This is a genomic window from Streptococcus sp. oral taxon 431 (assembly GCF_023115445.1).
In the GTDB taxonomy this organism is placed as follows: domain Bacteria; phylum Bacillota; class Bacilli; order Lactobacillales; family Streptococcaceae; genus Streptococcus.
In genome coordinates, this window is record NZ_JALDUI010000003.1 from 81,624 (window position 1) to 108,615 (window position 26,992).

Below are 26,992 nucleotides of genomic sequence, written 5' to 3' on the forward strand. Positions count from 1 at the left end.
TTTTTTTCTTGCACTTATTTTAATAAAATTACAGTAAAACTTCTACAAATTATTGAAAATCCTCTACTATTTTGATATATTAAGGTTAACAATATTTATATCTAAAAATTTAGTTGGCGTTCTGGGAGGAGGTTTATTTTTTGGCAAATAATGTAATCGCTTACTAAATATATAAGAAAGGAAAACAGGATTTAATGGATAAGAGATTTTTTGAAAAACGCTGTCATTTTAGTATTCGTAAATTTGCCATTGGTGCGGCTTCGGTTATGATTGGAGCTAGTATATTTGGTCTTCAGGTGGCTCAAGCAGCTGAAACCGAAGCAACTAGTCCCAGCGAAGAAGCGATTCACCAAGTTCAACCTTTAGATAAGCTTCCAGATGAGGTTGCTGCAGCCATTGCAAAAGCTGAGCAAAATGGCCCACAAGATTCCGCTACTGAAAAAGAAAATGATACTGTTGAATCCGCAAAACCAGTAACTGAAGAAAAGATGACTGAGGCTACAAGTCCTAAGGAAGAAAAGGAAGCGGAAGTAGTTAGCCCTAAAAAAGACAAAGTTGAAAAAAATGAAAAACCTGCAACTGAAGTGAATGAGAAAGAACCTACAGTGGCAGAAGTGAGTACTGAAAAGCCAGCAGTTCGAGAAGAACATACTGATACACCTAATCAGAATAAACCTGTAACGGACGATAAAAGCAAGGAAGAAAAAGCTTCTGCAAGTGAATCGCCTCAAGTGACAAAAGAGAAGGAAAAAGAAGACCAACTTTTGCAGGAAAGAAAACAAAATTTCAACAAAGACTGGTATTTTAAACTAAACGCTCAGGGTGATTTTTCTAAGAAAGATGTAGATGTTCATGATTGGTCTAAGTTGAACCTTCCTCATGACTGGAGTATCTATTTTGATTTTGATCACAAGTCTCCTGCCCGCAATGAAGGTGGTCAACTAAATGGTGGTACTGCCTGGTATCGCAAGACTTTCACTGTAGATGAAGCTGCTAAGGACAAGGATGTTCGTATCAACTTCGATGGAGTTTACATGGACTCTAAGGTCTATGTAAATGGTAAATTTGTCGGTCATTATCCAAGTGGTTACAATCATTTTTCATATGATATCACTGAATTTTTAAATAAAGATGGCAGTGAAAATACCATTGCGGTCCAAGTTACTAATAAGCAGCCAAGTAGTCGTTGGTACTCAGGAAGCGGTATCTATCGAGATGTGACTTTAAGCTATCGTGATAAGGTGCAGGTAGCTGAAAATGGAAATCATATCACAACTCCAAAACTAGCTGAACAAAAAGATGGCAACGTTGAAACACAAATCCAAAGCAAGATCAAAAATACTGCCAAAACTTTAGCCAAGGTATTTGTGGAGCAACAGATTTTTACTAAGGAAGGTAAGGCTGTTTCAGATTTGGTTCGTTCTGTAACTAAGAGTCTAGCAGGAAATGAGACAGCTGACTTTAAGCAAACGATTTTGGTTAATAAGCCAACCCTCTGGACAACCAAAAGCTATCATCCTCAGCTCTATGTTCTGAAAACCAAGGTTTATAAAGAAGGTCAGCTAGTTGATGTGACAGAAGATACTTTTGGTTACCGTTATTTTAACTGGACAGCTAAGGAAGGATTTTCTCTTAATGGCGAGAGAATGAAATTCCACGGAGTTAGTATCCACCATGACAACGGTGCCTTGGGAGCAGAAGAAAACTATAAGGCAACCTACCGTAAATTAAAACTCCTGAAAGATATGGGAGTTAACTCTATCCGTACAACCCACAATCCAGCAAGTCCACAGTTACTTGATGCTGCGGCAAGTCTAGGACTTTTGGTCCAAGAAGAAGCCTTTGATACTTGGTATCGTGGCAAGAAAACTTATGACTATGGACGTTTCTTTGACCAAGATGCAACTCACCCAGAAGCCAAGAAGGGGGAAAAATGGTCTGATTTTGATCTGAGAACCATGGTTGAACGAGATAAAAATAATCCTTCAATCATCATGTGGTCGCTCGGTAATGAAGTGGATGAGGCTGATGGTGGAAAACGTTCACTAGAAACAGCCAAGCGTTTGAAAGCTGTCATCAAAGCAATTGATACAGAACGCTATGTGACTATGGGTGAAAATAAATTCAGTCGTGCTTCTACAGGCTTGTTCTTAGAATTAGCAGCAATCATGGATGCTGTTGGTATGAACTATGGTGAGCGTAATTATGATGCAGTTCGTAAAGCCCATCCAGACTGGTTGATTTACGGTTCTGAAACTTCTTCAGCAACTCGAACTCGTGATTCTTATTTTGATCCTGCTCATTTACTCTGGCACGACAATCGTCCAAATCGTCACTATGAACAGTCAGACTATGGTAATGATCGTGTAGCCTGGGGTAGAACAGCTACTGAATCTTGGACTTTTGACCGTGATCGTGCTGGCTATGCAGGTCAGTTCATCTGGACTGGTTTCGACTATATCGGTGAACCTACACCATGGCATAACCAAGATAACACACCAGTGAAAAGTTCTTACTTTGGTATCATTGATACGGCAGGCTTGCCTAAGAATGATTTCTACCTTTACCGTAGTGAATGGTATAGTGCCAAAGAAAAACCAACTGTTCGTATCATGCCTCACTGGAATTGGACTGAAGAAACGCTCAAGGAACGTAATATGCTCATCAATGGTAAGGTTCCAGTTCGGACCTTCTCAAATGCCGCTAGTGTAGAATTGTTCTTGAACAATGAGTCCCTCGGTAAGAAAGAATTTGTTAAGAAAACAACTGAAGATGGTCGCCCTTATCACGAGGGAGCTAAACCAAGTGAATTATATCTTGAGTGGTTGGTGGACTATAAACCAGGTACCTTAACTGCTATTGCTCGTGATGAAAATGGTAAAGAGATTGCGCGTGATAGTGTGACAACATCAGGGGAGCCAGCTAGAGTTCGTCTCACAAAGGAAGAGCATGTCATCACTGCAGACGGTAAAGATTTGTCTTATATCCATTATGAAATCGTTGATGAAGACGGTAATGTTGTGCCAACTGCTAATAATCTTGTTCATTTCAATCTTCATGGGCAAGGGCAAATCGTTGGTGTGGACAATGGGGAACAAGCTAGCCGTGAACGTTATAAGGCTCAGAAAGATGGTACATGGCAAAGAAAAGCCTTCAATGGTAAAGGTGTTGTCATCGTTAAATCGACTGAAAAAGAAGGTAAATTCACTCTTTATGCGGATTCTGCAGGTTTAGCCTCTGATCATGCAACAGTCACAACCGTTTCAGGCAAGAAAGAAAATCGCCATTTTGTCGCTTTTGCCCCTGTGAAGGCAAGAACTGATGTCAGCGAGGATCCTAAATTGCCAGAGACTGTGACAGCTATTTATAGCGATGGTAGTGTCGAAGAAAAAGCTGTGACTTGGGACATCCCAGAAGATCTCCTTTCAAGTGCTGGTGAGAAAAAAGTCCTTGGTAGTGTGGAAGGACTCGAAGCCAAGGCTGAAGCCCTTGTCAAGGTAGTTGCGCTTGATAAGTGGTTGCCAAAAGTAGCAACTGTCCCAGTTGGTACAGCTGTTGAAAATTTGGACAAGACTGTTACGGCTGTTTTATCAGATGGTAACTTGGTTGATGCGGATGTCGTTTCTTGGACCTTGAAAGATCCATCTGCCTTGACAAAAGAAGGTGGACGTACTGAAGCAACTGGTAAATTAGTTGGAAATGACTACGAGGTGACAGCAACCTTTATCGCAAGTGATAAGGAAACAGAAAGTACTGTTACAGGTCTCACGGTTGGTGACAAGTCTCTTGAAAACTTTGAGCCTGGAAAGACCTACTACCGAGTATCCCTTCCTTATACAGCTAAGATTCCAAATGTTGGTGCACAAACTACTGGCTACCAAGTAACTGTTCAACAAGCTTCAGCAGCTAATGATTATCAGGCTTCTGTATTCTTGAGTGACCAGAAGGGCGATTTGGTTCAAACTTATTTGATTCAATTTGTGAAAGAAGCGCCTGCCTTGACACGCTTGGAAGTAAGTGTTGAAGGAAAAGAGACTGCAACAGAAGACCAAGTTCTCCCTTATCATGTCATTGGGCATTACGAGGATGGTTCACAGACTGAATTTTCAGCGTCAGATATCCATTTGGAAGCTAAGTCAGCTGATGGTGGACATCTTGAGGTGAATGGTAAGAACTTGCTTCTTTACAAGAAAGGTAGTGTAACCCTCACTCCTCGTATTGACAATCAAACTGATAAGACTCAGTCTGTAGCAACTGAACTGGTCATCAAAGAAAATACAGTAGACAAGAAAATTGTCAAACTTCATCCTGTAACTATCTCTACAGATATCAATCAGCAACCGAATTTACCTAGTCAAGTTGGAGTAGATTTTGATAAGGGCTTGCCTCGTAAGGTAACTGTAACTTGGGACAAGGTAGATGCAAAAGATCTGAGCTACTATCATAGCTTTACCCTTAAAGGTCATGTAGAAGGCACAGACATTGAAGCTCTTGCCAACGTGACTGTTGAAGGTTTGCAGGTTGCAGAAGAAATCAGTTTAACTCTACCTAAGGGTGAAACGGTTCAATTGCCAGCTAGCGTCCGTGCTTATCATTCAAATGGAACAACTGTCTATAAAGATGTCGTTTGGGATAAGGTTCCTGAAAACTTTAGTCAGACTGAAGGCATCTATGAAATCAAGGGTCAATTAGTGGGTAGCCATCTAACTACCAAGGCCCATGTCCGTGTTTCTAGTCAAGTTGTTGCTGGAAATAACATCTCGAAACAATGGACGGGTTCCCAATTGCCAGCGGCTATCGTGTCCAATACGGGTGGTGATGATTCGGCAAATACCTTGAATGATTTGACAGTTTCAAGAGCTAGCACAGATGTCAAGAACAGATGGACAACTTGGAGAACAAATACTGATAATGACTGGGCATCTATCTTGTTTGGTAACTCTGGTGATTTGACAAAACGTTTTGTAGACAATCTATCAGTTGATTTCTATACAGACGGGGCAATCGGACTTCCAAAAGAATATGTTATTGAATACTATGTCGGTCAAGAAGTTCCAGATCTTCCAAATGATGTCAATAATGCTCAGCGTGATACCAACCATCCATTCAATAATGCTGCCAACTGGAAAGAAGTTGAACATCTCAAAGCTCCAGGACAATTATCTGCAGGTCAAACAAACCACTTTACATTTGATAAGGTTGAAACTTATGCTGTTCGTATGCGTATGAAGAAAGCAGATGGAACTGCTGGTGTTGGTTTGACAGAAATCACTATTTTAGGAAGTAAAGTTCCAAGTGCTACTAGCTCAGAAATTTCTATCCAAGTAGATGGCAAGAAGCTTGAGCATTTCAATCCGTCTAAGACAGATTATTATATTCCTCAAGCAAGCAAGGAAATCACTGCAACAGCCAGCAACCACGGTGTGGTAACAGTTGTTCCTGCAACAAGTGAAAAAGGTGCGATACGTCTTATCTTGAAAGCTGAGGATGGAACTGTTCTAAAAGAATATCGTATCTTCCGTGATGACGAAAAAGAGTCAACACAACCAGTAGCTGCGGAAAATAGTGCCCAGACCTTGAATGTTGGTGATCAACTTCAATTGCCTGCAGAGGTAACAGTCTACTATCCATCACAGACTGGCTGGGTTAAAGCTAACCTTGCTGTCCAATGGGATGCTGTGCCAGAACATGCGACTGCACAGGAAGGTAGCTTTGAAGTTCTTGGTCATGTTCTAGGAACAGACTTAACAACCAAGATGCAAGTAACAGTTGTTACAAAAGGTAATCAAGTCATTTCAGAAAATGCAAATAATAATGAGACTGATTCTAAAGCCTTTGCGTCTACTACAAATGACACACAAGCAGCTTCTAGGGATAAGATTTTCTATATCAATGATGGGCACTTTAACGAGGATGGACGTTGGACTAACTGGTCTCGTACTCCAAAAGACCAAGAAACATCTGTGGGAATTCTCTTTAAGAAGAATGGTCAGATTACACCTCAATCTGTTGGAAAAGTAGCCATCCAATTCTTTAAAGACAGTGGAACAGATGCACCAGCTAAAATGGTACTAGAAAGATATGTTGGGCCTGCCTATACAGAACCAAGTACTATTTCTCGTTATGAAGAAAATGCGGATCATCCATTTAACAAGGCAGAAAATTGGCAAGAAATTCCTTATAAGGCATCTGGAGAAATCGTGGCTGGTAAGCCGATTGAATTTACCTTTGATCCGATTCAGACAACAGCCATTCGAGCACGCATGACTCGTAAATCGACAACTAATGGTCTAGCAATGGTCGAGTTTAGTGCCTACTCTCCTGCTAAAGCAAAAGATGTGGAAACTCCTTCAGTGACCATTTCAGTTGATGGAAAAGCATTGGAAAACTTTGATCCAGCGGTTTCAGATTATACAGTGAGCTTAAATGGCACTAAACCACAGGTGACTGCTCAAGCAAGTGGTAACGGTGTGATAACGGTTGTTGAGTCTATTCAGGATAACCTTCCTAGCCTTGTTCGTCTTCTTGCTAAGGATGGTAGTCTTGTCAAGGAATATCGTATTCATTTCAAACCTAGTCACCGTATAGTTCCTGAAGAAGGCGACCAAAGTCCTGTTCTCGAACGACCAAGTCTAGAAGTTGTCAAGACCGAAATTCCATTTAAGGAAATTATTCGTGAAAACAATGACTTAGCTCAAGATGAACGTCGTGTAATCTCAGAAGGTAAGAAGGGTGAAAGAGTTGATTATGTTGAGGTCTTAGGATCTAACCGTACAACTGTTCATACAGATACGACTGAGGCGCAAGATCGAATTGTTGAAGTTAAGGTCAAACCTGTCATTACTACTAGCAAAGGTGACGAGCCAGCTCCAGTCGTAGAAGTTCCAGAATTTGAGGGTGGCGTCAATGCTGCTGAAGCTGCCGAGCATGAGTTGCCAGAATACACAGATCCGATTGGCACAGTAGGTGACGAGTCAGCTCCAGTAGCAGAAGTCCCCGAATTTGAGGGCGGTGTCAATGCAGTAGAAGCCGCTAAGCATGAGTTGCCAGAATACACAGAATCAATCGGCACAGTAGGTGACGAGCCAGCTCCAGTAGTAGAAGTCCCAGAATTTGAGGGCGGTGTTAATGCAGTAGAGGCTGCTAAGCATGAGTTGCCAGAATACACAGATGCACTTGGGACAGCAGGAGACGAGCCAGCACCAGTAGTAGAAGTCCCAGAATTTGAGGGCGGCGTCAATGCAGTAGAAGCGGCTAAGCATGAGTTGCCAGAGTACACAGAAGCAATCGGCACAGTAGGCGACGAGCCAGCTCCGGTAGTAGAAGTCCCAGAATTTGAGGGTGGTGTTAATGCAGTAGAAGCCGCTAAAAACGAGTTGCCAGAATACACAGAAGCAATCGGCACAGTAGGCGACGAGCCAGCACCAGTAGTAGATGTGCCAGAATTTGAGGGTGGTGTCAATGCAGTAGAAGCGGCTAAGCAAGAGTTGCCAGAATACACAGATGTAATCGGCACAGTAGGTGACGATCCAGCACCAGTAGTAGAAGTCCCAGAATTTGAAGGTGGTGTCAATGCAGTAGAAGCCGCTAAAAACGAGTTGCCAGAATACACAGATGCACTTGGTACAGTAGGCGACGCGCCAGCTCCAGTAGTAGAAGTTCCAGAATTTGAGGGCGGTGTTAACGCGGTAGAAGCCGCTAAGAACGAAATTCCAGAATTTACAGGTGGCGTCAATGCTGTGGAAGCAGCCAAGAACGAGCTGCCAGAATACACAGAAGCAATCGGAACAGTAGGTGATGAGCCAGCACCAGTAGTAGAAGTCCCAGAATTTGAAGGTGGTGTCAATGAAGTAGAAGCCGCTAAGAACGAAATCCCAGAATTTACAGGTAGCGTTAATGCTGTGGAAGCAGCCAAGAACGAGCTGCCAGAATTCACAGGAACATTGGCTACAGTGGGAAATGAGCCAGCCCCAAGTGTTGAAAAACCAGCTGCAGAGGTTCAAATCTTATCTGATAAGGAAACTGGAGTTCTGGTAGCAGGGCTATCTCAAGACCTAGATGCTACTCTCAAGCTTCAAGTTCAAAAGGTTCTACGTCAAGAATTAGCTGGCAAACACTACGATGCTTATCAAGTGAAATTGCTAGATAAAGATAACCAAATGGTTGGTCCAAAAGGTGCTGTCTTAGTGAGATTGCCAGTCAAGGGTCAGGTTCAAGAGGTTTATCACATGAGCTTAGATCAAGGCTTGCAGGTTCAAAAGGTGACGTTAGTAGATGACACAGTTGAATTTGTCAGCAAAGATCTAGGACTTTATGCGATTGTTTATAAAGAACAAAATCAAGAACCAGTAGAATCAGCTCATGGGCCAGCAGATCAGGGAGAGGTTTCTGGAAATAATCCAGGAAAAGCAAGTTCAGCAAGACTTCCAGAAACAGGTGAAAGTCGATCTGATACAGTTGCCTTCCTAGCAAGTCTCAGTCTTGTTTTATCAGTGGCACTACTAACAGTTAAACGTAGAGAAAAGTAAGACTGATAACTCCCAGCTATAAAAAAGCTAATCATTATAAAAGAAGGAGAAGATAGCATAGTCTTCTCCTTTATTAATTGGGTAGTGAGGTGTATAATGAAAGTAAGAGAGTTTGAGGAGAAGGACCATGATTGTAAAAGTTTGTAATGCAGATTATAGTCTTCAGTGGGATGGAATCTATCAATTTGCTCTTGAAAACTATCCTCAGATTAAAGAATGGGAATTGGAGAAGCTAGCAAAGTTTATTGCTTACGAACAGGACCATCATCGTCAGACCATTGTGGAATGTAAGAATCATGAATTAAATATACAAATTCATGATTACTTGCAAGAGCACAGCTATTTTCCTCCATACAGGCCAAGTCATCGCCTTGTAGCTTCTACCTATGATATCCAGAGGAAGTTGGTTACTTCAAATTATTGTAGTCATACTTGTACCGTTGAGGTGGCTCAGGCTATTTTTCAGACTGGAAAACTCATGTCGGCGGTAAAAGTATTTGGTAAAAGTGGTGCTGAACTAGTTACAGATAGTCGTAATGCAGCTTCTGATCCAGCAGACTATTTTGACTATATCATGTTCGGATGGTCTAATACGACTTCGGGTTACCGACTCGCTATGGAGCGTTTGTTAGGAAGGGCACCTTCTGAGGAGGAATTGCAAGAAAAGTTCATTCCTGGCGTTAGTTTTCATTTTCTGTATGAAGAATTAATTCAAGCGCCAGATTATATGTTTGATGGCTATCATGTTGCGAAGGTAAGAGATAGGTTAGATTTGGATACCTTTCTTCATTTGTGTGTTATTCCTTCAAAAGATAAGTCTTGTTTTGAAGGTTTGATTCCTTGTCAATTACAAGATAGAGTGATTTACCTAGACTATGAGAGAGAAGGATTACAGGCTTGGAATACTAAGGTTAATCAAGTACTACATGGTAAGGATAAGTTGAAGTGAAGGAGTAGTGTATGAAAGAGATTGATCAAGTTCTACTAGAAAAGGTTATCATTGAGCGTCCTCGTTCTAGTCATAAGGGAGACTACGGTCGCCTTCTCTTGATCGGGGGGACTTATCCCTATGGGGGAGCGATTATTATGGCTGCCTTAGGTGCTGTTAGAAGTGGCGCAGGTTTGGTGACAGTAGCAACGGATAAAGAGAATATTCCAGCTCTGCATAGCCATCTGCCGGAGGCTATGGCTTTTGAACTTGATGATAAGCAATTACTTGAGCAACAGTTACAGAAAGCAAGTGTTGTCTTGGTCGGACCTGGACTAGTGGATGATGAGCGTGAAGAACAGCTTCTCCAAACAGTCTTTCATCATTTAAATCAAGACCAGACTCTCATACTGGATGGTGGTGCCTTATCCATTTTTGCTAAGACGGAATTGAAATTTCCTAAAGCTCAGCTTGTTTTAACGCCTCACCAAAGGGAATGGCAAGTCTTGTCAGGCTTAGAATTGACTTCTCAAGGAGCTGAGGAAACAAGAGAGGCTTTGAAGAGATTTCCTTCAGGAACGATTTTGGTTCAAAAAGGTCCAGCTACTCGAATCTGGCAAGCTGATCAAACTGATTTTTATCAGCTGGGAGTTGGAGGTCCCTATCAAGCGACTGGGGGAATGGGAGATACCTTAGCTGGGATGATTGCCGGTTTTGCAGGTCAATTTCCCCAAGCAAGTCTCTATGAAAGAGTGACAGTAGCGACCTATTTACATTCAGCAATTGCCCAGGAACTGGCTGAGGATAATTTTGTAGTTCTGCCAACCACGATCAGTCAACATACCCCAGCCTTTATGAAGAAAATACAAAAAGACACCTGAGGTTTTCAGGTGCCTTTTGACTATTAGAAGAGGCCTTTGACCTTATTTACAAGACCGTTAAGTCCTTCTGAGCCTGAAACCAAAGCTTGTGCTTGGTTAAGATACTCACCGAGTTGGTCTTTGTTTTCTTCGACAAAAGTTTTTGCGGCAGCCAAATCTTTTTTCTCGATTAACTCTTTTACTTGATTAAACAAATCTAATGGGTTCATGATGTCCCTCCTTTTCTACACTTCTATTCAATCATGTTTGTTCAAAACTTGCAAGAAACTTGACTCTTCAAATCAAGTTCAGGGGTGTCAAATGGTGTAAATTTTGATATAATTTTTAATGATGAATTTTAGAAATGATCGGTATGTTGTCGTGGATTTAGAAGCGACCAGTACCGGAAGCAAGGCAAAAATTATCCAAGTAGGAATCGTGGTCATTGAAAATGGCGAGATTGTTGACCAATTTGCAACGGATGTCAATCCCCACGAACCCTTGGATTCTCATATCAAAGAATTAACGGGCTTGACCGATCAGCGACTAGCAGAGGCACCGGAATTTTCTCAGGTGGCTGGAAAAATTTTTGACTTGGTCAAGGACGGTGTTTTTGTTGCGCACAATGTCCAGTTCGATGCTAATTTGTTGGCAGAATTTCTCTTTTTTGAAGGTTATGAATTGCGCACTCCTCGTATCGATACAGTCGAGTTGGCTCAGGTTTTTTATCCTCAGCTTGAAAAGTATAATCTGGGGATTCTCTGTCAAGAGTTGGGAATTTCACTAGAAAAAGCCCATACGGCCTTATCAGATGCCCAAGCAACAGCAGAGCTCTTTCTCTGTATGCGACAAAAAATGTTTCAATTGCCAAAAGGCTTATTGGAGCGCTTGTTAAGTTTGTCAGATGGTTTATTATATGAGTCTTATCTGGTCATTGAGGAAGTTTATCAGAAGCAGTCCATCCTAGTTGAACATGACTTGGTAGAGGTGCAAGGTTTATTTTTAAGAAAAGAAAAGCCAGCCCTTTCTCCACGCAAACTCTCAAAAGATTTCCAGACCAATATTGCCTTGTTGGATTTGGAAGATAGAGCCCCGCAAGCTAGCTTTGCTCAAAAGGTTCAAGATTTTCTACAGAATGAGAAAATTGCCTTTGTGCAAGCTCAGACTGGAATTGGAAAAACCTACGGCTATCTCCTGCCAGCCTTATCACTAGAAAACGAAAAAGGAATCCTCATCAGTGTTCCTACTAAAGTTCTACAAAATCAAGTGATGCAAGAAGAGGCTCGTAGATTGGAAGAGGTCTTTCACCTTTCGATTCATAGTCTGAAAGGACCACAAAATTACTTAAAACTAGATGCCTTTCACGCAGCGCTAGAGGAAGAAGATTCCAATCGCTTGTACACACGTTTCAAGATGCAACTTCTAGTTTGGTTGACTGAAACAGAAACGGGGGATCTAGATGAGATTGGCCAGCTTTACCGTTACCAGCAATTTTTGCCAAACTTGGTGCATGATGGTAATCTTCCCAAAGCTTCTCTCTTTTGGTTGGAGGATTTTTGGAGACGGGGGCAGAAAAAAGCTCGCTCTTGCCAGCTACTTGTGACCAATCATGCTTATCTCGTTACCCGACTTGAGGACGATCCCAGTCTACTAGAGGGCCGTCTCTTGATCTTGGATGAGGCCCAGAAGATCTTATTAACTTTGGAAAATCTTTCGCAGAAGAGTTTCGTTTTAAACGACATAGTAGACCAGCTAGATCAAGCCTTAGTTCGAGAAAAAGGGACGCTTCAAAGACGCTTGATGGAGAGTATTCGCTTTGAGCTTTGTTACTTGATGGATCAGTTCCTATCTGGCAAACGAAGAATGTGCCCGACGACTACAATGGCACAACTCCAACAGGATTTCTCAGAGTTAGAAGTTCAAGGTTTTCAGGACTATCAGCGATTTTTCTGCACTGATGGAGAATTTTGGCTATCAGCCTCAGACTTGTCTAGCAAGAAGGTTGTCATTTCTTCCAGTCGCAATCAACGTCTGCTCTTTTCTGAAATTTTTCCAGAGACTTGTCAGCTATTAGCTGTCTCTGCAACCTTGGAAATTAGTAGCAGAGTATCTTTACCAGAACTAATGGGATTCTCGCATGCAGCTTTTGACAGACTGGATGAGAATTTTCAAGAAAATCAAGAAATTTTGGTCGTCAAGGATTTTCCATTGGTGACAGAAACCTCTCAAGAAGACTATGCTCAGGCTCTCGTAGAAGTGCTGGAAGATTTGTCCTATCTTGAAGAACCCATGCTCGTTTTATTCACTTCAAAAGACCTTTTGTTGCAGGTATCAGACTCTCTATCTCTTTCTCATCTAGCTCAGTATAAAAACGGAGATCCGGCTCAACTCAAGAAACGATTTGAAAGAGGAGACTCTCAACTCTTACTAGGGACAGGAAGTTTTTGGGAGGGAGTTGATTTTGCAACTCACCCTCGAGTGATTGAAGTGGTAACACGCTTGCCCTTCCAAAATCCAGAAGATCCCTTTACGAAAAAAATGAATCAGGAACTGCGTCTTGAAGGGAAAAATCCTTTCTATGACTATCAACTGCCGATGGCTATTATTCGCCTCAAACAAGCGATTGGTAGAACCATGCGTCGTCTTGGACAGCGCTCATCTGTCCTTATCTTGGATAGCCGAATGACAAGCAAACGATATGGAAAGCAGATTAGCAAGGCTTTGTCACAGACTAGTCGAGTGAGAGAAGTTGGCAAAGAGCAAGTATTCTCAAAAGTTCAAGAATTTTTACACACACATTGAAATAAACATCTGAAAGAATGAAGGAGACCTTTATGAAACGTTCTCTCGACTCTCGAGTCGATTATAGTTTGATTTTACCAGTATTTTGTTTGCTGGTGATTGGAGTTGTGGCTATTTACATAGCTGTCAGTCATGACTATCCACATAATATTTGGCCTATTCTCGGTCAGCAACTAGCTTGGATCGTATTGGGAATTGTTATCAGCTTTGTAGTCATGTTCTTTAATACAAAATTTTTATGGCAGGCGACTCCCTATCTCTACGCCCTAGGTCTAGTCCTTATGGTTTTACCCTTGATTTTTTACAATCCCAATTTAGTGGCAGCAACAGGGGCTAAAAACTGGGTGTCAATTGGAGGAGTGACACTTTTCCAACCTTCCGAATTCATGAAAATTTCCTATATTTTAATCTTGGCTCGGGTTGTTGTTCAATTCACACAGAAACACAAGGAAAGTGAACGAACGATTCCTTTAGATTTCCTCTTGATACTGTGGATGATTATCTTCACGCTGCCAGTCTTAGGTTTACTGGCCCTGCAGAGTGACTTAGGAACGGCCTTGGTCTTTGTCGCAATCTTTGCGGGACTGGTCTTGCTTTCTGGAGTATCATGGAAAATCATCATTCCAATTTTTGTAACAGCTGTATCGGGAATTGCAGGATTTTTGGCAATTTTCATCACAAAAGATGGGCGTGCTTTTATACATCAAATCGGGATGCCAACCTATCAGATTAACCGTATCCTTGCCTGGCTCAATCCATTTGATTATGCACAAACGACCACCTATCAACAGGCCCAAGGGCAAATCGCCATCGGTAGTGGAGGTCTGTTTGGTCAAGGATTTAATGTATCCAATCTCCTCATTCCTGTTCGTGAGAGTGATATGATTTTTACAGTCATTGCAGAAGATTTTGGTTTTATCGGATCTGTCCTTGTAATTACACTTTATCTCCTACTTATCTATCGAATGTTAAAAATCACTCTGAAGTCCAATAACCAATTTTATACCTACATTTCAACTGGATTTATTATGATGCTCTTGTTCCATATCTTTGAAAACATTGGGGCGGTGACAGGCCTGCTACCTCTGACAGGGATTCCTCTGCCGTTCATTTCCCAAGGGGGCTCAGCCATTATCAGTAATCTGATTGGTGTTGGTTTGCTTCTATCGATGAGTTATCAAACGCATCTAGCCGAAGAAAAGAGCGGTAAGACAAGATTTAAACGTAAGAAAGTTGTTTTGAAAAAAGTTAAATAAGGAGTAAATCATGGCTAAAGTAGCAGTTATCTTAGCAGAGGGCTTTGAAGAAATCGAAGCCCTAACAGTTGTGGACGTATTACGTCGTGCCAATATTACTTGTCATATGGTTGGTTTTGAAGACCGAGTGACGGGATCACATGCCATCCAAGTACAAGCAGATCGTGTGTTTGATGGTGATTTATCTGACTACGACATGATTGTCTTACCAGGAGGTATGCCAGGTTCAGCTCACTTGCGTGATAATGAGCAATTGATTGCTGAACTTCAAAAATGTGAGCAAGTTGGTAAAAAAGTAGCAGCCATTTGTGCAGCACCAATTGTACTGAATCGAGCTGGTCTCCTCAAGGATAAAGTGTTCACCTGCTATGATGGTGTCCAAGAGCAAATTACTGATGGCCATTATCGAAAGGAAACAGTAGTTGTCGATGGTCAGTTGACTACCAGTCGCGGTCCAGCAACTGCCCTTGCCTTTGCTTATAACTTAGTAGAACAACTTGGTGGAGATGCAAATGCTTTGAGAGCAGCCATGCTCTATCGTGATGTGTTTGGAATAGATTAACTAAAACGAGAGGAATCTATCAATTAGGGGATTCTTCTCGTTTTTTACTGTTAAAATAGAAGGAAATCGTCGCTTTTTTGATAAAAAAATGCTATAATGAAGGGTATGAAATATCACGATTACATCTGGGATTTAGGTGGAACTTTACTTGATAATTATGAGACTTCGACCGCGGCTTTTGTGGAAACGTTAGCTCAATTTGGAATCGAAGAAGAACATGATAAAGTTTACAATGCCTTGAAAGTGTCAACTGCTTTTGCGATTGACCAATTTGCCCCAACAATAGAGCATTTTTTAGAAAAATACAAGGAAAACGAAGCGCGAGAGCTTGAACATCCTGCCTTGTTTGATGGAGTACCTGCTTTATTGGAGGAAATCTCAGACCAGGGAGGACGGAACTTTTTAGTTTCGCATCGCAATGACCAAGTTTTGGATATCCTTGAAAAGACTGGTATTGCTGACTATTTTACAGAAGTAGTAACAGCTAGCTCTGGTTTTAAGAGAAAACCAAATCCAGAGTCTATGATCTATTTGCGAGATAAGTATAAGATTAGTTCTGGTATCGTTATTGGTGATCGACCTATAGACATTGAAGCTGGACAAGCAGCAGGCTTAGCGACGCATCTCTTTAAAAATATCGTGACATTGAGACAAGTATTAGACATGTAAGAAAAAGGAAAAAAAGAAAAAGGGAAAAAATGACAGAAGAAATCAAAAACCAACAGGCACAGGATTATGATGCCAGTCAGATTCAAGTTTTGGAAGGTCTGGAAGCCGTTCGTATGCGTCCTGGAATGTATATCGGATCGACTTCAAAAGAAGGTCTTCACCACCTAGTCTGGGAAATCGTTGATAACTCTATCGATGAGGCCTTGGCGGGATTTGCTAGTCATATTCAGGTCTTTATTGAGCCAGATGACTCTATTACGGTTGTTGATGATGGACGTGGTATCCCTGTTGATATTCAAGAAAAGACAGGCCGTCCTGCCGTTGAAACTGTCTTTACCGTTCTTCACGCTGGAGGTAAATTTGGCGGTGGCGGTTACAAGGTTTCAGGTGGACTTCACGGTGTAGGTTCATCGGTTGTAAATGCCCTCTCAACTCAGTTGGATGTTCGTGTTCATAAAAATGGAAAAATCCATTACCAAGAATACCGTCGTGGACATGTTGTTGCTGACCTTGAGGTGATTGGAGATACAGATAAAACAGGTACAACCGTACACTTCACGCCAGACCCAGAGATTTTTACAGAAACAACAACTTTTGATTTTGATAAATTAAACAAGCGGATTCAGGAGTTAGCCTTTTTGAACCGTGGTCTTCAAATCTCTATCACTGACAAGCGTGAGGGACTTGAACAAACAAGACACTACCACTACGAAGGTGGGATTGCGAGTTACGTTGAGTATATCAATGAAAACAAGGATGTCATTTTTGAAAATCCAATCTACACCGATGGAGAAATGGATGACATCACAGTTGAAGTAGCCATGCAGTACACAACTGGTTACCATGAAAATGTCATGAGTTTCGCTAATAACATTCATACACATGAAGGTGGAACGCATGAACAAGGATTCCGTACAGCCCTAACCCGTGTCATTAACGACTACGCTCGCAAAAACAAACTCCTAAAAGATAACGAAGATAATCTAACAGGTGAGGATGTCCGTGAAGGCTTGACTGCTGTTATCTCGGTTAAACATCCAAATCCTCAGTTTGAAGGACAAACGAAAACTAAACTTGGAAATAGTGAAGTTGTCAAGATTACCAACCGACTCTTTAGTGAAGCATTTTCAGACTTCCTAATGGAAAATCCTCAGATTGCTAAGCGTATCGTTGAAAAAGGGATTCTGGCAGCTAAGGCGCGTGTCGCAGCCAAGCGTGCGCGTGAGGTTACTCGTAAGAAATCTGGTTTAGAGATTTCAAACCTTCCAGGTAAATTAGCAGATTGTTCATCAAACAATCCAGCTGAAACTGAACTGTTCATCGTCGAAGGAGATTCAGCAGGAGGTTCTGCAAAGTCTGGTCGTGACCGTGAATTCCAAGCGATTTTACCGATTCGCGGTAAAATCCTCAACGTTGAAAAGGCCAGCATGGATAAGATCCTTGCCAATGAAGAAATCCGTAGCCTTTTCACAGCTATGGGAACAGGCTTTGGTGCCGAATTTGATGTCAGCAAGGCCCGTTACCAAAAACTCGTTATCATGACGGATGCCGATGTCGATGGAGCTCACATCCGTACTCTCTTGTTAACCTTGATTTATCGTTATATGAAACCCGTTTTAGAAGCAGGTTATGTTTATATCGCTCAACCACCAATTTACGGTGTTAAGGTCGGCAGTGAAATTAAAGAATACATCCAACCTGGAGCAGATCAAGAAATCCGTCTACAGGAAGCCTTAGCTCGCTATAGTGAAGGACGTTCAAAACCAACTATTCAGCGTTATAAAGGTCTTGGAGAAATGGATGACCATCAACTTTGGGAAACAACTATGAACCCAGAACATCGTCTCATGGCGCGTGTATCAGTTGATGATGCTGCAGAAGCAGATAAAATCTTTGATATGCTCATGGGCGACCGCGTAGAACCACGTCGAGAATTTATTGAAGAAAATGCTGTTTACAGTACGCTTGACGTTTAAAAAAATTTGGAAATAGTTCCCATGGTTTGAAAAATATGATATAATCATTACAATTGTTTCAAGTATAAAAAGGAGTTTGATATGTCTGATAATCTGTTGATTATTATTATGATTGTAATCGCGACTCTTCTGATCATTGCTTATGTTGTAGCGATTTTGTTACGCAAACGAAATGAAAAGAGGCTCGCAGTACTAGAAGGAAGAAAGGAAGAGTTGTATAACCTTCCAGTTAACGATGAAGTAGAAGCTGTTAAGAATATGCATCTGATTGGTCAAAGTCAGATTGCATTTAGAGAGTGGAATCAAAAATGGGTAGACCTATCCCTCAACTCATTTGCGGATATTGAGAATAATCTGTTTGAAGCAGAAGGGTACAATAATTCATTTCGCTTCTTGAAAGCTCAACACAAAATTGATCAAATTGAAAGCCAGATTACCCTTATCGAAGAAGATATTGCTTCCATTCGAAATGCTTTGGCAGATCTAGAAAAACAAGAATCAAAAAATAGTGGTCGTGTCTTGCATGCTTTAGATTTATTTGAAAGCCTGCAGAAAACAGTCGCAGAAGACTCTGAGAAATATGGTCAAGCACTTCCTGAAATTGAAAAACAATTGGAGAACATCCAATCAGAATTTTCTCAATTTGTGACGCTAAACTCTTCAGGAGATCCAGTTGAAGCAGCAGGAATTCTGGATAATGCTGAAAATCATATCCTCGCTTTGACGCATATCGTAGAGAGAATTCCAGCAATTGTTACTAAACTAACGACAGAACTCCCTGATCAACTTGAAGATCTAGAGGCTGGCTATCGTAAGTTGCTTGATGCCAACTATCACTTTGTAGAAACTGACATTGAATCACGTTTACAGTTATTGTATGAAGCTTTGAAAAATAACCAAGAAAATATTAAAAAATTGGAATTGGACAATGCTGAATATGAAAATAATCAGATTCAAGAAGAAATCAATGCTCTCTATAGTATTTTCACACGAGAGATTGCTTCTCAAAAGGTTGTTGAAAACTTGTTGTCAACACTTCCAACCTATCTTGACCACTTAAAAGACAATAATCAAGTCTTAGTGAAAGATATTGAACGCTTGAGCAAAACTTACTTGATGTCTGAGAGTGATGTAAATCATGTTCGTCGTCTTCAAGTGGATTTGGATTCCCTAGAACTTACAGTTAGCGATTTGACTTCAGAACAAGAGGAATATTCAGAAGCTTACTCTGTATTGGAAGAACGTTTAGAAAATGTTCAAGCTACATTAAAAGAAATTGAAGATGATCAAGTTTCAGTGAGCGAACGTCTAGTGCAGATTGAAAAAGATGATGTTAATGCACGTCAAAAGGCAAATGTTTACGTCAATCGCCTTCACACAATCAAGCGCTACATGGAAAAGAGAAATCTTCCAGGAATCCCACAGAACTTCTTGAAATTGTTCTTTGCTGCTAGCCATAGTACAGAGGATTTGATGGCAGAATTGGAACAGTCACAAGTCAACATTGAGTCTGTCAACCGTATTTTAGAAATTGCAACTCACGATATGGAAATTCTGGAAACAGAAACATACAGCATCGTACAACATGCTACCTTGACTGAACAATTACTTCAATACTCTAACCGCTACAGATCATTTGATGAAGGGATTCAACAAGCCTTCCACGAATCTTTAGAAATCTTTGAAAATGCCTTTGATTATCAAGCATCTTTCGAAAAGATTTCCCAAGCTTTGGAAGTTGCTGAACCAGGGGTAACAAATCGCTTTGTTTCCTCATATGAAAAAACAAGAGAAATCATTCGATTTTAATTAAGAAAAGGCGGTGGGACAGAAATCGATAGACAAAGTCTCGATTTCGTAGTCCCAGCCCCGCGAAGATGATTAGGAGTTTTTGGAGTCTAAAAGACGAACAAAAAGTCCAATCAGCTACCGCGTCAAAGTTTGATTGCTAATAAAAAGTGAGGTCGGGATCTTTTGTCCCAACCTCTTTCTTTTACCTTTCTTTTCTTAAAAAATGGACATTTTCCTATTTATCATTGAAATTATAGGCCTGATTTGATATGATAAGACTATGACTAAAAAAAGAACAAATTGTAAAACAAATGACAAGAAGAAAAGAAATTTATGGATTATTGTGGGGCTTCTATTCTTCACAATCCTAACATTAGGTGCAGGTATTGCTTATAAAGTCTTGACCAAGCAAGCTTTTGAGCAAAAAATTGAAGCACTGAAAAAAGAAAAAGATGATTCCTATTCACAAGGAAGTCAGAAAGAGAATTTTCGTAAGGGGCAGGCAGAAATCATCACCTACTATCCTATGACGGGGGACAAGGTCATTACCTCTGTTCAGGATATCATTGTAAAAGATATTACGGATAAAGTAGAAGATAAAGAACATTTGATTTTTTACTATTCTGAAAAAGATTCATCCTCTATCAAAGGTGTGGAGAGCCATCTTGTAAAAAAACAGGCCTATGACCTGAGTGATTCTACTGTTGTGGAATTGGAAAATACGTCGTTAGATCAGCTTTATCTTAAGGAAGATGGAACCCTGTTTACATTAGATCAGCTCTTTACAGATGCTAGCAAAGCTAAAGAGAAGTTTCTTGAGGATATCAAGTCAACACTCCTTGATAAAAAGATCGAGCAAACACTTGTAGATCAAGTAATAGCCGATTTTTCAGCTAGCGATTTATCATCTTGGAAGTTTGCTTACAAAGATAGTCAATTGGTGTTATATCCAGTTAAAGCAACCAATAATGTAGAAGAAATAGCTTTGCCTATTTCAGACTTCTTTGATGTTGTCCAATCGTCCTATCTAACTGAAAAGGATGCAGAACTTTATAAGAAGGCTCAGGCTGAGAAAAATAAAAAAGTAGTAGCTCTTACCTTTGATGATGGACCAGATGGAAAGACAACTCCACAAGCTTTAGATATTCTAGCCAAGTACAAGATCAAAGCAACCTTCTTTGTACAAGGAAAAAATATTTCAGGTAATGAGTCGATCCTTAAACGTATGCAGTCTGAAGGTCATGAAGTTGGAAACCATAGCTGGAATCATCCAATTTTAACAAAACTGTCATTGGAAGATGCTAAGAAACAAATTACGGATACAGAAGATGCTATTACAAAAGTACTTGGGAAAAGCTCTAAATTGATGCGACCACCATACGGTGCAATCTCAGATGATATTCGCAATAGTCTTGATTTAAGCTTTATCATGTGGGATGTGGATAGTTTGGATTGGAAGAGTAAAAATGAAGCAGCGATTTTGACAGAAATTCAGCGTCAGGCAAGCAATGGATCTATCATTTTAATGCACGATATCCATCAGCCATCAGTAAATTCGCTTCCAAAAGTAATTGAGTATCTACAGGAACAAGGTTATAGTTTTGTGACTGTATCAGATCTACTCAACACTCGTTTGAAGCCACATGAGATTTACTATTCTCGTAACCAGTAAGTCACAGTAGGCAAATATTTAAAAAAATTTAAAAAAGATAGTTTTAATCTTGACAAGTAGGGGAAAACTTGATATCATATAAAAGTTGAGAAAAGCAGAAGTGAGAACTTCTCGCCTTGCGACTAACGTTGTCTGGCCCCTACGGATCAAATTTCAGAAATGAAATACAATCATGTAGTGCGGGTTTGCGTTAGCAAGTCCGCTCTTGTTTTTCTCTAAATTAAAAAAAGAGGTGAAAACCATAGCAAAGCAAGACTTATTCATCAATGATGAAATTCGTGTACGCGAAGTTCGCTTAATCGGTCTTGAAGGTGAGCAATTGGGTATCAAACCACTAAGCGAAGCGCAAGCACTTGCGGACGAAGCTAATGTGGACTTGGTTCTCATTCAACCTCAAGCTAAACCTCCTGTTGCAAAAATTATGGACTACGGCAAGTTCAAATTTGAGTACCAGAAGAAACAAAAAGAGCAACGCAAGAAACAAAGCGTTGTGACCGTGAAAGAAGTTCGTTTGAGCCCAGTTATCGACAAGGGTGACTTCGAAACTAAACTTCGCAATGCTCGCAAGTTCCTTGAAAAAGGAAACAAAGTGAAGGTATCCATTCGCTTTAAGGGGCGTATGATCACCCATAAAGAGATTGGTGCAAAAGTTTTAGCCGAGTTCGCTGAAGCAACTCAAGATATTGCAATCATCGAACAACGTGCTAAAATGGATGGACGCCAAATGTTTATGCAATTGGCGCCAGCAACTGACAAAAAATAATTGTCAGAAAGTTAAATAAAGGAGAAAAAATCATGCCAAAACAAAAAACACACCGCGCATCAGCTAAACGTTTCAAACGTACAGGTTCTGGTGGACTTAAACGTTTCCGTGCTTACACATCTCACCGTTTCCACGGAAAAACTAAAAAACAACGTCGTCATCTTCGTAAAGCATCTATGGTGCATTCAGGAGATTTCAAACGTATCAAAGCAATGCTTACTCGCTTGAAATAATCGCGTATTTGTAAGTAAACAATTCTAGGAAATATTTGGAGGAAATAAAACATGGCACGTGTTAAAGGTGGCGTTGTATCACGCAAACGTCGTAAACGTATTCTTAAATTAGCAAAAGGTTACTATGGAGCTAAACACATCTTGTTCCGTACTGCAAAAGAACAAGTAATGAACTCTTACTACTATGCATACCGTGACCGTCGTCAAAAGAAACGTGACTTCCGTAAATTGTGGATCACACGTATCAATGCGGCAGCTCGTTTGAACGGACTTTCATACTCACAATTGATGCATGGTTTGAAATTGGCTGAGATCGAAGTTAACCGTAAAATGCTTGCTGACTTGGCTGTTAACGATGCAGCAGCTTTCACAGCTCTTGCAGATGCAGCTAAAGCAAAACTTGGTAAATAATTATTCATAAGACTGGTGCAAGTTTGTCCCAGTCTTTTTTAAACAAAGGAGAAAAAAATGGCTTCTAAAATGCTACACACTTGTTTGCGAGTTGAAAATCTTGAAAAATCAATCGCTTTTTATCAAGATGCTTTTGGTTTTAAGGAATTGCGTCGTAGAGACTTTCCAGACTATGCTTTCACTATCGTTTATCTTGGACTTGAAGGTGATGATTATGAGTTGGAGTTGACTTACAACTATGATCACGGACCTTATGTTGTCGGTGACGGTTTTGCTCACATCGCCTTAAGCACACCTGATCTTGAGGCTCTTCATAAAGAACATAGCGACAAAGGCTATGAAGTGACAGCACCTAATGGACTTCCAGGGACTCAACCAAACTATTACTTTATCAAAGATCCAGATGGATACAAGGTAGAAGTGATTCGTGAAAATTCATTATAGTTCCTATCGAGTAGCTTGTATGCTACTCGTTTTTTTAATTTGTAGTAGAATGAAAGAAAAAGAATGGCGTCAAGGTCATGAAAGTTCATGTAAAAGATGATTTTTGGCAACTATTTCCAGATGCTCAAATCTCTGTATTGGTGGTAAAAGGTCTCAACAATACTATTGATGAGAGTGACGATCCATATTTTAAAGCTTTATTAGATGAAGGAACAAAAAAAGCCCGGACTTTTATAGCAGATGAGAATTTTACTCAGAATGAAGTGATTCAAGAATGGCGTCAGGCATTCACTAAATTCAAAACCAAAAAAGGTGCTCGTTCTTCTATTGAAGCTTTATTAAAGCGTGTGAGTCAAGGAAGAGAATTTAATCCAATAAATCCTTTGGTAGATATCTATAATAGCGTCTTACTTTCTTACGCTGTTCCTTGTGGGGAAGAGGATTTAGCTAAGATTGTTGGTGACTTCTTGGAAGAGCACGAAGGAATGAATCCTTCTTCCACTAGGGTCTGAAAGTGATGCTTCTGCATTAGCTGATGAAATGATTTATTTTGATGACCACGGTGCGGTTTGTCGCTGTTTAAACTGGCGTGAAGCCCAAAGAACCAAAACAAAGATGCTATTTTAGTCATTGAAGCTATCAATGAAGAGCAGGCATCACGAGCTCTAGAATCAATGCTAGAATTACATACTAAAATTGAGAAATATTTTGGTGTTATACTCAATGAAAATCAAAGAGCAAACTAGGAAGCTAGCTGCAGGCTGTACTTGAGTACCGCAAGGCGACGCTGACGTGGTTTGAATTTGATTTTCGAAGAGTATTAGTGGTAAGATCAGTCATTTGACAACCACAAATCCTATCCTAGAGGTAGAATAATGAATGGGAATCACGGTTAATTCAACTGTGGTTCTTTTTTCTACAAGGGGAGAAAGAAATTGTTTTTCTATTTTCTAAAATGGTATAATATAAGGAGAAAAAGGGAGGTGATAGCGAGTGATTGCACAACTTGATACAAAAACGGTTTATAGTTTCATGGAGAGTATGATTTCCATTCAGAAGTATGTTGACCAGGGGAAAGCATACGGCTACTCAGCACTTGGAATCATGGATGTTGACAATCTCTATGGAGCCTATTATTTTATCAAAGAGTGCCAAAAACAGGAGATTCAGCCCTTATTAGGTCTGGAGATGACAGTTCATCATAAGGAAGAACTGATAGATCTGCGCTTTCTAGCCCTATCAAATCGTGGTTATCGAAATCTTATGAAGCTTTCGAGTCAAAAAATGACAGGTAAAAAGGAATGGACTGATTTTTCTCCTTACCTTGAAGATATTTGCATCATTGTTCCCTACTTTCAGGAAATAGTTAATTTGGATTTGGGACATGACTACTATATCGGAGTTTATCCAGATACAGCTCAGTCGAATTTTTCTCGACCAATTCTCCCTCTTTATTGTGTTAATTCTTTCGAACCTGAGGATTTAGAAACGCTTCAAATGCTCAAGGCGATTAAGGAAAATGTGACCTTGCGAGAGGTGGATGTTCAAGCGCAACAAGGCTTGTTTTTACCTGCTGACCGTTTAGAACAGATTTTTTTAGAGAAATTTCCACTCGCGCTTGAAAATCTGGCAAGATTAATCAAGGAAGCTTCCTATGAGATTGATAGTAGCCTCAAGCTTCCACGCTTCAATCCAGAGAGACCAGCTGTTGAAGAGTTGCGCGAAAGAGCTATCAAGGGCTTGGAACAGAAAGGCTTACTAGATTCAGTTTATCAGGCTCGTTTGGAAGAAGAACTATCTGTGATTCATGACATGGGATTCGATGACTATTTCTTGGTTGTCTGGGATCTCTTACGTTTTGGTCGTTCTCAGGGATATTATATGGGAATGGGACGTGGGTCTGCAGTTGGAAGTCTAGTGGCCTATGCCTTAAATATTACTGGTATTGATCCTGTAGCTAAGAATCTTATCTTTGAGCGCTTTTTAAATCGTGAACGCTATACCATGCCTGATATCGATATTGATATTCCTGATATCTATCGTCCTGAATTTATCCGCTATGTTCGTGACCGTTATGGTAGTATTCACGCTGCTCAGATAGTCACCTACTCGACTTTTGGTGCCAAACAGGCTATCCGAGATGTTTTTAAACGGTATGGTGTTCCCGAGTACGAGTTGACATCCATAACTAAGAAAATTGGTTTCAAAGATACCTTGACAACAGCCTATGAAGGCAATCTAGGATTTAGACAACTGATTCAAAGTAAGATTGAGTACCAAAAGGCTTTTGAAATTGCCAAGAAAATAGAAGGAGCACCACGTCAAACCTCCATTCATGCTGCGGGTGTAGTTATCAGTGATAAAAATCTAACGGACTATATTCCTCTTAAGTATGGTGAGGATATGCTCATTACCCAGTATGATGCTCATGGTGTTGAAGGAAATGGCTTGCTCAAGATGGATTTCTTGGGCTTACGAAACCTAACCTTCGCTCAAAAAATGCAGGAGCTCTTATATGAGACTCAAGGAATTCAGCTAAGAATTGAGGATATAGACCTTGAGGATAAAGAAACTTTAGCCCTCTTTGCAGCTGGAAAGACCAAGGGGATTTTTCAGTTTGAACAACCTGGTGCTATTCGCTTATTAAAGCGCGTGAAGCCTGAAAGCTTTGAAGAAGTAGTGGCAACGACTTCTCTTAACAGACCTGGAGCAAGCGACTATATCGATAACTTTGTTGCTAGAAAACATGGCAAAGAAAAGGTGACAGTTCTGGACCCAGTTTTGGAAGATATTCTGGCGCCAACCTATGGAATTATGCTTTACCAAGAACAGGTTATGCAAGTGGCACAGCGTTACGCTGGTTTCAGCCTTGGGAAGGCCGACATTTTACGTCGTGCTATGGGGAAAAAGAATGCGGGCGAGATGCACCGAATGGAGGAAAGTTTCATCCAAGGAGCACTCGAAAAAGGTCATGGAAAAGAACAGGCTCAGCAGGTTTTTGCTGTCATGGAAAAATTTGCTGGTTATGGTTTCAACCGATCACATGCTTATGCTTATGCGGCTTTAGCCTTCCAGCTTGCTTACTTTAAAACACATTACCCAGAAATCTTTTATCAAGTCATGCTCAACTATGCCAGTGGAGATTATATTCTCGATGCGCTTGAAATGGGCTTTGAACTGACACCACTATCTATCAATACAATCCCATATCAGGATAAATTGACAGACAAGACTATTTACTTGGGACTTAAGAGTATCAAGGGGATGCCTCGAGATTTTGCCTATTGGATTATAGAGAATCGTCCTTTTAGTAGTGTCGAAGATTTTGTCACTCGCTTGCCTAAAAATTATCAGAAGTTGAGTCTTTTAACTCCCCTAGTCGAGATTGGTTTATTCGATAGTTTTGAAAAAAATCGCCAAAAAATCTTATCCAATTTACCTACTTTGTTTATTTTTGTGGAAGAATTGGGTAGTTTATTTGCAGATAATAGCTACAATTGGCTTGAGAGTGAGGATTTTACGCAAGTCGAAAAGTTTCGTAAGGAACAGGAGTGGCTTGGAGTCGGTATCAGTCCGCATCCCTTACTGATTTTAGCAAAGAATCCCCTCTATCCAATTGTGAGTTTGTCTGAACTATCTGAAGGACAGACAGCTACAGTACTCGTTGAGATAGAATCCATTCGTGTCATTCGTACTAAAAAAGGTGAAAACATGGCTTTTCTGAAAGTTAGTGATAGTAAAACGAAGCTTGAAGTCACAGTTTTTTCTGACCAGTATCGTCAATTTAACAATCTCTTACATGAAGAAAGATTTTACTACCTTAATGGAAAAGTGCAGGCAAGAGACGGTCGCCTTCAGTTAGTATTAAATAATCTAAAAGAAGCAGTGAGTGAACGTTTTTGGATTCAGGCTGCTGATCATGAACATGATTCTGAAATTTATCATATTTTAGAACAATACAAGGGACAAATTCCTGTCATCATTCGCTACGAAAATGAACAAAAAAATGTTCTGTTGCCGTGCTATTTTGTTGCAAAAGATGTTAGTTTGCAGGAATCTTTGAGTCAAATAACTATGAAAACGATTTATCGTTAAAA

General features: G+C 40.4%; 16 protein-coding genes, 1 pseudogene and 1 other annotated feature. Of the genes and pseudogenes, 16 read left to right on the plus strand and 1 reads right to left on the minus strand.

The annotated features are described in order from the left end of the window. The first annotated feature begins 194 nt into the window (after window positions 1-194). The 3 genes from M1R56_RS03255 (at window position 195) to M1R56_RS03265 (ending at window position 10,337) form a co-directional block, all read left to right on the plus strand. Window positions 195-8,528 carry an SIALI-17 repeat-containing surface protein gene (locus tag M1R56_RS03255; protein WP_248034589.1) on the plus strand — a complete coding sequence of 2,778 codons (8,334 nt, stop codon included), beginning with the start codon at window positions 195-197 and terminating at the stop codon, window positions 8,526-8,528. Window positions 8,529-8,655: 127 nt separating this feature from the next. Next, a complete protein-coding gene (locus M1R56_RS03260; RefSeq protein WP_248034590.1) occupies window positions 8,656-9,477 on the plus strand; it encodes a phosphate ABC transporter ATPase in 822 nt (273 codons plus the stop codon). An 11-nt stretch (window positions 9,478-9,488) separates the two neighbouring features. Further along, window positions 9,489-10,337, plus strand: coding sequence for an NAD(P)H-hydrate dehydratase (locus M1R56_RS03265; protein WP_248034591.1), 849 nt, complete (start codon window positions 9,489-9,491; stop codon window positions 10,335-10,337). A 23-nt stretch (window positions 10,338-10,360) separates the two neighbouring features. Here the strand turns inward: M1R56_RS03265 and M1R56_RS03270 are convergent, their stop codons facing one another. Next, entirely contained in the window at window positions 10,361-10,546 is a 186-nt protein-coding gene (locus M1R56_RS03270) for a hypothetical protein (RefSeq protein WP_045762893.1), read from the minus strand. A gap of 118 nt (window positions 10,547-10,664) precedes the next feature. On the opposite strand from M1R56_RS03270, the gene M1R56_RS03275 reads away from it, so the two are divergent. The 13 genes and pseudogenes from M1R56_RS03275 to M1R56_RS03335 all read left to right on the plus strand — a co-directional run bounded on the left by M1R56_RS03275 (window position 10,665) and on the right by M1R56_RS03335 (window position 26,990). Then, window positions 10,665-13,118 carry a bifunctional DnaQ family exonuclease/ATP-dependent helicase gene (locus M1R56_RS03275; protein ID WP_248034592.1) on the plus strand — a complete coding sequence of 818 codons (2,454 nt, stop codon included), beginning with the start codon at window positions 10,665-10,667 and terminating at the stop codon, window positions 13,116-13,118. Between the two features lie 32 nt (window positions 13,119-13,150). Beyond that, the gene (locus M1R56_RS03280) at window positions 13,151-14,374 is read left to right on the plus strand and encodes an FtsW/RodA/SpoVE family cell cycle protein (protein ID WP_248034593.1); all 1,224 of its coding nucleotides are present in this window, start codon (window positions 13,151-13,153) and stop codon (window positions 14,372-14,374) included. Between the two features lie 10 nt (window positions 14,375-14,384). Then, a complete protein-coding gene (locus M1R56_RS03285) occupies window positions 14,385-14,936 on the plus strand; it encodes a DJ-1 family glyoxalase III (protein ID WP_248034594.1) in 552 nt (183 codons plus the stop codon). A 105-nt stretch (window positions 14,937-15,041) separates the two neighbouring features. Next, entirely contained in the window at window positions 15,042-15,605 is a 564-nt protein-coding gene (locus tag M1R56_RS03290; RefSeq protein ID WP_248034595.1) for an HAD family hydrolase, read from the plus strand. 29 nt (window positions 15,606-15,634) lie between these two features. Next, window positions 15,635-17,581, plus strand: a complete 1,947-nt coding sequence (gene gyrB / locus M1R56_RS03295; RefSeq protein ID WP_248034596.1) for a DNA topoisomerase (ATP-hydrolyzing) subunit B — start codon at window positions 15,635-15,637, stop codon at window positions 17,579-17,581. An 81-nt stretch (window positions 17,582-17,662) separates the two neighbouring features. Then, window positions 17,663-19,390, plus strand: a complete 1,728-nt coding sequence (gene ezrA / locus M1R56_RS03300; RefSeq protein ID WP_248034597.1) for a septation ring formation regulator EzrA — start codon at window positions 17,663-17,665, stop codon at window positions 19,388-19,390. 262 nt (window positions 19,391-19,652) lie between these two features. After that, window positions 19,653-21,044 (plus strand): peptidoglycan-N-acetylglucosamine deacetylase PgdA, encoded by a 1,392-nt coding sequence (gene pgdA, locus M1R56_RS03305; protein WP_248034598.1) that lies wholly within the window; start codon window positions 19,653-19,655, stop codon window positions 21,042-21,044. Between the two features lie 86 nt (window positions 21,045-21,130). After that, window positions 21,131-21,261 (plus strand) — a sequence feature (ribosomal protein L20 leader region). Window positions 21,262-21,276: 15 nt separating this feature from the next. Beyond that, the gene (gene infC / locus M1R56_RS03310; RefSeq protein ID WP_000848177.1) at window positions 21,277-21,807 is read left to right on the plus strand and encodes a translation initiation factor IF-3; all 531 of its coding nucleotides are present in this window, start codon (window positions 21,277-21,279) and stop codon (window positions 21,805-21,807) included. A 32-nt stretch (window positions 21,808-21,839) separates the two neighbouring features. Next, entirely contained in the window at window positions 21,840-22,040 is a 201-nt protein-coding gene (rpmI, locus tag M1R56_RS03315; protein WP_001125942.1) for a 50S ribosomal protein L35, read from the plus strand. Window positions 22,041-22,091: 51 nt separating this feature from the next. Further along, the gene (rplT, locus tag M1R56_RS03320; protein ID WP_000124830.1) at window positions 22,092-22,451 is read left to right on the plus strand and encodes a 50S ribosomal protein L20; all 360 of its coding nucleotides are present in this window, start codon (window positions 22,092-22,094) and stop codon (window positions 22,449-22,451) included. Between the two features lie 57 nt (window positions 22,452-22,508). Then, window positions 22,509-22,895, plus strand: coding sequence for a VOC family protein (locus M1R56_RS03325; protein WP_000157160.1), 387 nt, complete (start codon window positions 22,509-22,511; stop codon window positions 22,893-22,895). 77 nt (window positions 22,896-22,972) lie between these two features. Then, window positions 22,973-23,641 (plus strand): annotated as a pseudogene (locus M1R56_RS03330) (phenylalanine--tRNA ligase beta subunit-related protein). 247 nt (window positions 23,642-23,888) lie between these two features. After that, window positions 23,889-26,990 (plus strand): DNA polymerase III subunit alpha, encoded by a 3,102-nt coding sequence (locus tag M1R56_RS03335; protein WP_248034599.1) that lies wholly within the window; start codon window positions 23,889-23,891, stop codon window positions 26,988-26,990. Window positions 26,991-26,992: the final 2 nt, after the last annotated feature.

Excerpts from the sequence above, each read along its gene's own strand:
- rplT (WP_000124830.1), top strand. The coding sequence starts at position 22,092 with ATGGCACGTGTTAAAGGTGGCGTTGTATCACGCAAACGTCGTAAACGT.
- M1R56_RS03255 (WP_248034589.1), top strand. The coding sequence starts at position 195 with ATGGATAAGAGATTTTTTGAAAAACGCTGTCATTTTAGTATTCGTAAA.
- rpmI (WP_001125942.1), top strand. The coding sequence starts at position 21,840 with ATGCCAAAACAAAAAACACACCGCGCATCAGCTAAACGTTTCAAACGT.
- M1R56_RS03260 (WP_248034590.1), top strand. The coding sequence starts at position 8,656 with ATGATTGTAAAAGTTTGTAATGCAGATTATAGTCTTCAGTGGGATGGA.
- M1R56_RS03280 (WP_248034593.1), top strand. The coding sequence starts at position 13,151 with ATGAAACGTTCTCTCGACTCTCGAGTCGATTATAGTTTGATTTTACCA.
- M1R56_RS03270 (WP_045762893.1), bottom strand. The coding sequence starts at position 10,546 with ATGAACCCATTAGATTTGTTTAATCAAGTAAAAGAGTTAATCGAGAAA.
- M1R56_RS03265 (WP_248034591.1), top strand. The coding sequence starts at position 9,489 with ATGAAAGAGATTGATCAAGTTCTACTAGAAAAGGTTATCATTGAGCGT.
- M1R56_RS03290 (WP_248034595.1), top strand. The coding sequence starts at position 15,042 with ATGAAATATCACGATTACATCTGGGATTTAGGTGGAACTTTACTTGAT.
- M1R56_RS03275 (WP_248034592.1), top strand. The coding sequence starts at position 10,665 with ATGATGAATTTTAGAAATGATCGGTATGTTGTCGTGGATTTAGAAGCG.
- ezrA (WP_248034597.1), top strand. The coding sequence starts at position 17,663 with ATGTCTGATAATCTGTTGATTATTATTATGATTGTAATCGCGACTCTT.
- M1R56_RS03325 (WP_000157160.1), top strand. The coding sequence starts at position 22,509 with ATGGCTTCTAAAATGCTACACACTTGTTTGCGAGTTGAAAATCTTGAA.
- M1R56_RS03285 (WP_248034594.1), top strand. The coding sequence starts at position 14,385 with ATGGCTAAAGTAGCAGTTATCTTAGCAGAGGGCTTTGAAGAAATCGAA.
- gyrB (WP_248034596.1), top strand. The coding sequence starts at position 15,635 with ATGACAGAAGAAATCAAAAACCAACAGGCACAGGATTATGATGCCAGT.
- pgdA (WP_248034598.1), top strand. The coding sequence starts at position 19,653 with ATGACTAAAAAAAGAACAAATTGTAAAACAAATGACAAGAAGAAAAGA.